Annotated in this window: 1 protein-coding gene; it reads right to left on the bottom strand. The window is 48.6% G+C overall.

What is annotated here, in order from left to right:
• Nucleotides 1-20: 20 nt before the first annotated feature.
• Nucleotides 21-529: ParM/StbA family protein (locus RZO55_RS06480; RefSeq protein WP_318063469.1), on the bottom strand; the 509-nt coding region annotated here is incomplete at its 5' end.

The following is a 529-nucleotide window of genomic DNA, read 5'->3' as shown; positions in this document are numbered from 1 at the left end:
TCATGGTCAAAACGCCCTTCTTAAATCAGTTGTTTGGCTTTTGTCTTGGCGACCTTATAGAACCCGCGGACATTGGCGAATTGCGGATCCTCGACTACATAGGCATTAGGAAATTCTGCTTGGACATATGCCTCAATGGGTCCCATTTTTCCTCCTGCCAAGCGAATTTTGAGGTCTTTCGGCCACTGTCGAGCCTTTAAGTCAGCAATCACCATGTGAGCAACCTGGTCAGGTTTTTTGGAAATGTCTTCAGGCAGATTGTCCCATCCCCATGTCGTGGTCCCGCTGTAACCAGTCATCACCCGTTTCTTCTTCAGGCGGATTTTGTTTCCTGTTACCGACCCCAGGTCCACGATCCCGATGTCTTCATCCGTCGGATTATCATAGAAGACTCCCAGACCTTCAGCGGTGACGATTGCCCTTTCAATCTTGATGATGCGGGTTTCTTCTCCGTAGATGGTGGTTACTTTGACCGTGTGGCGGCGTTCCAGAAGTTGTTTGATTTGATCCTTTTGGGTCTTGAACATCT

Origin of the sequence: Clostridium boliviensis (genome assembly GCF_033342255.1) — a bacterium.
Lineage (GTDB): Bacteria > Bacillota > Clostridia > Lachnospirales > Lachnospiraceae > Lacrimispora > Lacrimispora boliviensis.
This window is presented reverse-complemented; position numbering and strand designations above follow the sequence as displayed.